Annotated in this window: 8 protein-coding genes; all 8 read right to left on the bottom strand. The window is 52.2% G+C overall.

The features are described 5' to 3' along the window. Positions 1 to 541 precede the first annotated feature (541 nt). Positions 542 to 1,249 (bottom strand): DNA alkylation repair protein, encoded by a 708-nt coding sequence (locus M891_RS0121875; protein ID WP_028540270.1) that lies wholly within the window; start codon positions 1,247 to 1,249, stop codon positions 542 to 544. A 318-nt stretch (positions 1,250 to 1,567) separates the two neighbouring features. Beyond that, on the bottom strand, positions 1,568 to 2,413 hold the full coding sequence (locus M891_RS0121870) for a formylglycine-generating enzyme family protein (RefSeq protein ID WP_036701492.1): 846 nt from the start codon (positions 2,411 to 2,413) through the stop codon (positions 1,568 to 1,570). 105 nt (positions 2,414 to 2,518) lie between these two features. Continuing rightward, positions 2,519 to 3,154 carry a glycoside hydrolase family 11 protein gene (locus M891_RS0121865; protein ID WP_028540268.1) on the bottom strand — a complete coding sequence of 212 codons (636 nt, stop codon included), beginning with the start codon at positions 3,152 to 3,154 and terminating at the stop codon, positions 2,519 to 2,521. Between the two features lie 257 nt (positions 3,155 to 3,411). Then, positions 3,412 to 4,926: a solute symporter family protein gene (locus M891_RS0121860; protein ID WP_028540267.1), complete on the bottom strand. Its 1,515-nt coding sequence runs from the start codon at positions 4,924 to 4,926 to the stop codon at positions 3,412 to 3,414. A 5-nt stretch (positions 4,927 to 4,931) separates the two neighbouring features. Beyond that, positions 4,932 to 5,273, bottom strand: coding sequence for a DUF485 domain-containing protein (locus M891_RS0121855; protein WP_028540266.1), 342 nt, complete (start codon positions 5,271 to 5,273; stop codon positions 4,932 to 4,934). A 179-nt stretch (positions 5,274 to 5,452) separates the two neighbouring features. Then, positions 5,453 to 7,096 carry an MFS transporter gene (locus tag M891_RS0121850; protein ID WP_028540265.1) on the bottom strand — a complete coding sequence of 548 codons (1,644 nt, stop codon included), beginning with the start codon at positions 7,094 to 7,096 and terminating at the stop codon, positions 5,453 to 5,455. A 36-nt stretch (positions 7,097 to 7,132) separates the two neighbouring features. Next, positions 7,133 to 7,576 carry a MarR family winged helix-turn-helix transcriptional regulator gene (locus tag M891_RS0121845; RefSeq protein ID WP_028540264.1) on the bottom strand — a complete coding sequence of 148 codons (444 nt, stop codon included), beginning with the start codon at positions 7,574 to 7,576 and terminating at the stop codon, positions 7,133 to 7,135. Between the two features lie 203 nt (positions 7,577 to 7,779). Then, positions 7,780 to 7,975, bottom strand: a 196-nt coding sequence (locus M891_RS0121840; RefSeq protein WP_028540263.1) for a transposase, incomplete at its 5' end; no start/stop codon positions are given.

The following is a 7,975-nucleotide window of genomic DNA, read 5'->3' as shown; positions in this document are numbered from 1 at the left end:
ACTGGGTTTCGGCGCATTGTACTCGAATTTTCATATACATTTCGTGGTTCCACGCGCATCTAGCCCGATTCTGTATGATTTTTCGAGTACATTTCTCCGAAATCGCTGGGTTTCGGCGCATTGTACTCGAATTTTCATATAGAATCCCCCCTACATTGTGCAAGCACGGTCAAGCCCTGGGGCAAAAAGGCAGATCATCTCGCTAAAAGGAGGGGATCCCTACTAACAAGAGGATCGTCCCTCTAGAAGGGATTCCGCTCTTCAAGAGGCCCCCCTCTAAGAGAGGATCCATCGTCTAAGAAAGGAGCGCCCCTTTGGAAGAGGATCCATCCTCTACGAGGAGAGCGCTCTTCTAAAGTGGATAGCTCCTCTAAAAAGGAACCTCTCTTCTCCTCTAAGAGGGAATCACTCCTCTAAGAGAAGAGCCCACCTCTAAGAGGGAATCACGCCTCTAAGAGGGATCACCCCCTTTATGTGAGCAGATCGCCTTCAAAAAGGGTAACCCGTTCCCCCACGGCCCCTCGGGTCATCCCCTCTCCCATCAGCACCGCACATACTTGCGCTTAAAGCCCAGCTGACCGCGGTCCAACGATTTTTGGATGTTTTCCGAAGCGTTCAGGATGGCGCTCTTCTTCTTGTCCCGCTTCATCTCAACCGGGCCAATCGCTTGGGCGGTCTCCACCGCTTGCTTGTGCAGCGGCACATAGGAAACCGCGACGGTGTACACAAAGTTATTCATCGCGGACTTCGTACGCTCAGGTGCATCGTGGATCGAGTTCTTCACCGTCTCCAGCATGCCGGCGAGCTTGCTTTCGTCAAACTCGCTGTCCGGCCGGCTCCCCAATAGCCAGCAGTAACAGCTCCAGCCCGCCGACATCTTCAGCTCGTCCCCGCTGGCGATCCACTTGTCCGCCACTTCCTGAGCGATATCCGCCTCCGCCAAGGTGACGGCAACCACGAAGTCCGACAGCATATAGAAATACGCCTTCTCGATCCAGCGCTCAAAATCCGCATGCGTCATCGCCTTCGGATCCGCAATCATCCCCGCAAAATACATCGCATCGTAATTTCCTGTCGCGTACAGCTCCTCGGCCAAAGAATGATTGATCTTGATCTGCCGGAACAATGGCTTCATTTCTCCTGTCGCAACGCCAAACAGCGGCTCTTGTGCCCCGTTGGACATATACATTTTCTTCAGGCGCTCCTTACCGAGTGCCTCAAGCTCCTGCATCACCGTTTCAACCTTCATAAATGGAGCCAGCTCCCTTCCTCCCGTATGGGCTCTTTCTTTCTCCTTAGCTTACTACGTGAAAAGGGCTGGATTCAATTCCAAAATCTAGCCAAGCTCCCTCCAAACTTCCTCTCCAGACTAGCCAAGCTGCCCAACACTAACGAGCCTAACGAGTCAAACTCTCCAACTCCCCCGACTATCAAACCATCCTAACGCAAGCTAACTCACTCAACAGACCCCAACTTGCCTAACTCAGCCTAATTCACCCTACCAAACTACCAATCTACCAAACTACTCAAACAACTCAAACAACTCAAACACCCCAAACTTCCCAAACTACTTATTGCGCGCCAACCGGAACCCTTGATCCGGACCGAAGCCGCTGGCTTCAAACTTGCCGCGAAACGCCACCTCGCTGCTGCTGACATCCCCGATCCAGCCGCCGCCTTTCACCACGCGAAACGAGCCGCGGTCGTAGTTCTGGTTCACATCGTCCCCGTACCAATCCCAGCACCATTCCCTCACATTGCCGGACATATCGTACAACCCCAGTTCATTTGGCTTCTTGCCGCCAACCGGCTGGGTGCGGCTTTGATTACTTTCAATCATCGGCCAGTTCCAATCCCCACTGAGATACTCCTCGCCGGCATTTCGCCAATACCAGGCCACATCATCCAGGCGCGAGCTTCCGCTGTATTTATAGCTCTGGCTCAGCTGCCCTCCCCCAGCTGCATACTCCCACTCGGCTTCCGTGGGCAGCCGGTATCCGTTCGCATCCGGATTGACGGTGACCGTCCATTTCACAGGATCGTATTCGCTTTGATTGTGGGGGTCTACGGTTTGCTTATCTATATTGTAAAAAGGTTTCAAGCCCTCTTTTATGCTCCGCTGATTGCAATACTCGACCACGTCGTACCAGCTCACCATCTCCACCGGCAAATCGTCGCCTTGGAACTGAGACGGATTGCCACCCATCACTTCGACCCATTCTCGCTGGGTTACTTCATATTTTCCGATATAAAAATCAGCTAACACCACATCCGAGCTATAAAAATTAGACCGGGTGTTCTTCACACTCCCGCCTTGAACGAGCACGAACGAGTCTTTCTGCCGTTCCGGCCTTCCCATTTCCGCCTGCGAGCAGGCGGAGACTAGCATCATGATGGCGATGGATATAATCATGCAGATGTATCGCTTCCTCAAGGTCAGCTCCCCTTTGATTGAAGATCCGTGAAGGCCGCCGGCGGCAAACCGAGCGGCCTTGAAACTAACTTTAGCGATGAACCATTACCACACCGTGACGTTAGATCTTCCGCTGCTCTGATAACCTTCTGTCGCCAACACCTGATATGACCAGCTGCTGCCCAGGTGCATGCCCACGTTTCTCCAAGCATTTACGTGATTGCTGAAGGTGATGGACACGTTGCTGCCGGTAGGTCGTTTCGATTGCCGCACGCTCCAGAACTGTTGGAACGTCTGCGTGCCATCGATGGAAGGCGCATTATAACGCATGGTCGTATAAATATCGTAAGTGCCTCCGTCGCTGTACACCGAACCTTTGTAAGTGCCGGTAGGCCGGTACGTCCCCCAGCTGTCCACAACGTAATACTCGATCAACGCGTTTCTCGTCCATCCGTAAAGAGTTAAATACCCGTTCCCCCAAGGTTCCCAGATGCCGGCATTGTAGTTGATCACCCGGTTAGGCGAGCCGACGGTCCAGCCTTTGCCAACGACGAAGTTTCCGGTATTTTGCCAGGTCACGCTGTAGTTGCCCCCGGCCCCGTTTACCGCATTCACCGTTCCACCGCCATCCGTCCAATATTGCCAATAATCCGTAGCTGCACTTGAGGTTGCCCCAAACAAACCGAAACTCATCGAAGCCGTCAGAAGTAAAGTAAGCATCTTCTTTTTGAATTTCATCAAACATTCCTCCTCAGAAATAAATTTGACTACCTAAAAGATTCTTGCTCCCTGCTTCTTACCTTGGTCAAGCTTCGTGTTCTGGGACATCACCTACCTTGGAACTTCATGTAAGAACATTTTTACTATCACCCCCTTTGCTAGAAAATTATAGTAGGTAAGCGCATTCATTTCACTTCGCGAATTAAAGGTTTTATCTTGTTTTTTTCATATAAAAAAACGACCCCATAGGAGTCGTTTGGTTGAAACCTAGCCAGAGCTTAAGCTCCGGTGTTCGCCTTCACCAGCACCTCGGCGTATTTCGCCTCATCCTTCTCCCGGGACAGGAAAGTGCCGAGAAACGCTGCAAGAAAACCCAACGGAATGGAAATAATCCCCGGATTGGTCATCGGGAAGAGAGCTGTTCCGGTCAGAATCGCCTTGCCCGGCTCCGGATCCCAGACGTTAGGACTCAGCGCTACAAGGATAATTGTGCTGAACAAGCCAACCAGCATGCCGGAAATCGCCCCCGTACGGTTAAATCTTCGCCAGAACACGGTGAACAGGATGATCGGCAGGTTCGCGCTGGCTGCAACGGCAAATGCCAGCGAGACGAGGAAGGCTACGTTCATTTTCTGGGCGAACAGAGCCAACAGAATCGAGATGATCGAGACGCCGATCGAAGCCCAACGCGCCATCCGCAGCTGCTCGCCTTCCGACGCTTTGCCGCGGCGGACGATCTGCCCGTAGAAGTCGTGGGCAAACGCCGATGCTGCAGACAGCACAAGGCCGGTGACCACGGCCAGGATCGTCGCAAATGCGACCGCTGAGATAAACGCGAACAGGAAGTCGCCGCCCAGCGCCTTCGCCAGCAGCGGAGCCGCCATATTGCCGGCTTTGTCGACGGCGGTAATCTCCTCGGTGCCCACGAACGCAGCGGCTCCGAAGCCAAGGAAAATCGTCATGACATAGAAGATCCCAATAATCCAGGTCGCATACACCACAGAGCTGCGAGCCGTGCGGGCGTCCTTCACCGTAAAGAACCGGATCAAGATATGCGGCAGCCCCGCCGTACCCAATACCAGCGCGAGGTTCAGCGAGATCGTCTCCAGCGGCACGTTGTATTTGTTGCCCGGATTTAAGTATTTTTCCATAAGCGGCGTTGCGGTCTTCATCTGCTCAAACATGCCGGTCAGACTAAAATCAAACTTGGCCAAGACCATCAACGAGATCACGAAGGTGCCGCCCATCAGCAAGATCGCTTTCGTGATCTGCACCCAGCTGGTGGCATGCATCCCGCCAAACACAACGTAGATGGTCATAAGCACCCCAACGATCAGCACCGATGTAACGTAATCGAGCCCGAGCAGGAGCTTGATCAGCGCCCCCGCTCCAACCAGCTGTGCAATCATATAGAAGATCGAGATCGCAATCGTATTCAGTGCCGCAAAACCACGAACTTCCTTGTTCGCAAAGCGGGATGCAATCATGTCAGCAACGGTATACTTGCCCAAATTCCGCAGCGGTTCCGCCACCAGATACAACACGACGAGATAAGCAACAAGAAACCCGATACTGTAAAAGAATCCGTCGAACCCAACCAAGGCGATCGACCCGGCAATACCGAGAAATGAGGCAGCTGACATGTAGTCGCCGGCGATGGCGGTTCCATTCTGCCAACCCTTCAGCCCGCCGCCTGCGGTGTAGAATTCGCTGGTGTTGTTCGTTTTTTTCGCAGCAAAATAGGTGATGACCAACGTCAATAGCACAATCGCGCAAAATAAAGTAAATGCCATGTTCGTTACGCCCCCATTTCCCGCCGAATTTCATCTGCCAGCCGGTCAAACCTTCGCGCAACCCGGGAGTACAGGATACACAACGCCCAAGTCATGATAAACTGAGCGAACGCGAACAGCCATGCCCAGGATATCGGGCCAATCGCCGGTTGATTGAGCACCTCGGAATACGAGGTCATGATCGGGAGCGCGAAGTAAAACAGCAGAAAAAAGACCGTCGACGGAATAATGAACCGTTTCTTGCGGGAGATCAGCGTCTTGAACTTGGCGGAATGCCACACCTCGGTGTAGCTCTTCCCTTTCGCCGCTTTCGCGGCCTTCGCACCTTTTGCAGCTTTCGCAGCCATCCTTCACCCTCCAAATCTCTAAATTTGGTAATCACCCAATATATGTAAGCGATTCAAATTCATTTTATGCAGGGTTAGGCAGGTGAAATGTTTAATTTTTAACTTTTTTTGCTAGATTCATATGCCATAAAAAAGACACCTGAACTCCGTTCAGGTGCCTTCAACCGTCTCGCTTGAGCTTATACCGTCTCTTCTGTGACCTCAAGGTCTTGCGGGCCCTTTTTTCTTAACGGAATCAGAACCAGCGCCCCCACGATGATGGCCATCCCTAAAATGGCGGCGGTCCAATACAATCCGCTAAATCCGGTCTGAGCGGCAGTCTTCGTGATCTCGCCCACGCTATCGGCCAATACCTGCTTCAGCGTAGGATCCTGGATCGCCTGAAGCATCCCGCTCAGTTCGCTTTCCGACACTCCGGACCCGCCTGAAGACATGTGCTGCCCGATCTGGGCAAGCTCCGCTTGGGCTTCGGCCGACAAGGTGACGTTAGCCAGATTTTGCTGCAAAATGCCCGGGAACTTCTCAGCAAACAACGTGCCCATATTGTTAAACGCACGAGCGATAAATCCGGCATAGATCGCCGGAGCCAGCGTCATCCCGATTTGGCGCAGCAGCGACAAGGAAGCCAGGGCTGACCCCTTATCCTTCTTTAAGCCTTCCGTAGCCAAAATGTTCAGCGGCGCTCCGAGAATTACCCCAATCCCAACGCCTGCAATGGCACTGGCAATGATAAACTGCCATCTCGTCTCAAGCCATAGCGGGAACAGCATAAAACCAATGGCGGCAATCAGTCCAGACATGATGACGGTAAAGACCGGGCCACGCTTGGAGACTAGCATCCCGCCTAACCCTGCACCGATTCCGGCCGCGAGCGCCAGCGGCGTCATCCAATACCCTGAGTTTTCCGCCGCAATGCCAAGCACTTGCTCGGTAAAGGACGGAATATAGATCATCGCAGCGAGCAAACCGCCCGACAAAGTACCGATCAGCAGAACCATCAGGTAGCGAGGTTGCTTGATCAGACGGACCGGCAGAATCGGATCGCCGGATTGGTTCCGCTCCATTTTCCCTTCGAAAAATAACAGGATCGTGATCAGTACGACCCCGCCAAGCAAATATCCCCATACGTTTGGACGGGTCAGGCTCTCCGCAAAATCCACGTCGATATTGGTCAGCCCCAGCATCAAGGACAAGATGCCCAGCGACAGGATGATCGTACCGATGAGGTCAAGCCGTCCCGGCGACGGATCCGACGATTCCTCCAGCTTCCGCAGTCCCAAAATAAACAGCACGATGGCGATCGGGACGTTGATCAAGAACAGCACATGCCACTTCCCCGTCAAATCCAGCAGCAAGCTGCCGATATTCGGGCCGAGCACAGCGGCAATCCCGTTCATCGCCCCAAGCAAACCTAAATATTTCGCTTGTTTATCCGGCTCCACCGTACTTAAAATATGCGAGCTGCCGATAATGAAAATCCCGCCGCCCCCTAAAGCTTGCACGATGCGGGCAAATAAGTAAAAGCCAAAAGATGGGCTCAGTGCAACCAACAACGAGCCGATCCCAAACAGGGCGATTTCCACGATAAACAGCTTTTTGCGGCCATATCGGTCCGACAGTTTCCCCACGATCGGCAAGCTGATCGCAAGGCCCAGCGTGTAAATCGTAATCCCCCATGCCCCCCAGTTGGCGGACACGTCAAAAGAACGGTTAATCGTTGTCAGCGCCGCGCTGATAATCCCGTTGTCGAGCTGTGCCATAAAGACACCAATCGAGAACAGGAATAACGCCCAAAACTGTGATGAGCGCTTTGCCATTGCCATCCCTCCATCATTCATATCTACTTCCAGGTCCCCGGGTTAGAAATTTTTGAGCGCATTTTCTGCAATTCGTCTTAGCAGGCTCGACACGAGCTCCGCTTCTTCCTCCGTAAACCCTTCAAGCAGTTTGGTTTCTGTTTGATGTATATGTTCAAAGATCTGATCTACCAACAATTTGGCCTTTTCTGTCAGCAAAATCATCCGTGCTCGCGAATCCTCCGGATCATCCGCCCGTATGATAAATTGCTTCTGTTCCAGCCGTTTGATCAATCCGCTCACGGTTGGGTTCGTTAAATTGAGAGCGACCTCAATGTCCCGTTGGCGGATTTTTCGATCCGCGTGGTGAGCCAGAAAAAGGATCAAATTGGCTTGGCTATGGGTTAATCCAATTTCCTTCAGGTGGAGATCTCCGACCTTGCTCGCCTGATTCCCGATGATCATCAAAGAAGAAATCAGGATTGGCTTTTTGCTCTCATGCAGCATCCCTTCACCACCTTTTACCAAGCATGCTATCTAAATATATAGCAAGCTGGGGAATGACGTCAAATCATAACCACCCGTCCAACGGGTGGTTTGCTCTTGGGGTATAACCCCTTGTTGCCAAACTGCGCCTAAAGACGCTAGCCTGACAATAAAATTGTTCAGGCTCAGTGTTTTTGTCACTTTCACTTACCAGTTAAACTGGTTTACTTTTTCTTGCTACCGTTTCTGCTAAATGGATCTTCATACTCTTTGACGCTCAGTTTATCGATTGCCTGGTCATGTGCTTCCTGCTCGCGGATATACTTTGCGACAGTGGCCTCATTCAAGCCCACTGTGCTTACGTAGTATCCCTCCGCCCAAAATTTCCGATTTCCATATTTATACTTTAGGGTGGCATGC

Source organism: Paenibacillus sp. J14 (genome assembly GCF_000518465.1).
Lineage (GTDB): Bacteria > Bacillota > Bacilli > Paenibacillales > Paenibacillaceae > Fontibacillus > Fontibacillus barengoltzii.
The sequence above is the reverse complement of the archived record's forward strand: the minus strand, read 5'-3'. Positions and strand labels throughout refer to the sequence as shown.

Coding starts and splice junctions, on each gene's coding strand:
- M891_RS0121875 (WP_028540270.1), bottom strand. CDS start 1,249: ATGAAGGTTGAAACGGTGATGCAGGAGCTTGAGGCACTCGGTAAGGAG.
- M891_RS0121870 (WP_036701492.1), bottom strand. CDS start 2,413: ATGATTATATCCATCGCCATCATGATGCTAGTCTCCGCCTGCTCGCAG.
- M891_RS0121860 (WP_028540267.1), bottom strand. CDS start 4,926: ATGGCATTTACTTTATTTTGCGCGATTGTGCTATTGACGTTGGTCATC.
- M891_RS0121855 (WP_028540266.1), bottom strand. CDS start 5,273: ATGGCTGCGAAAGCTGCAAAAGGTGCGAAGGCCGCGAAAGCGGCGAAA.
- M891_RS0121850 (WP_028540265.1), bottom strand. CDS start 7,096: ATGGCAATGGCAAAGCGCTCATCACAGTTTTGGGCGTTATTCCTGTTC.
- M891_RS0121845 (WP_028540264.1), bottom strand. CDS start 7,576: ATGCTGCATGAGAGCAAAAAGCCAATCCTGATTTCTTCTTTGATGATC.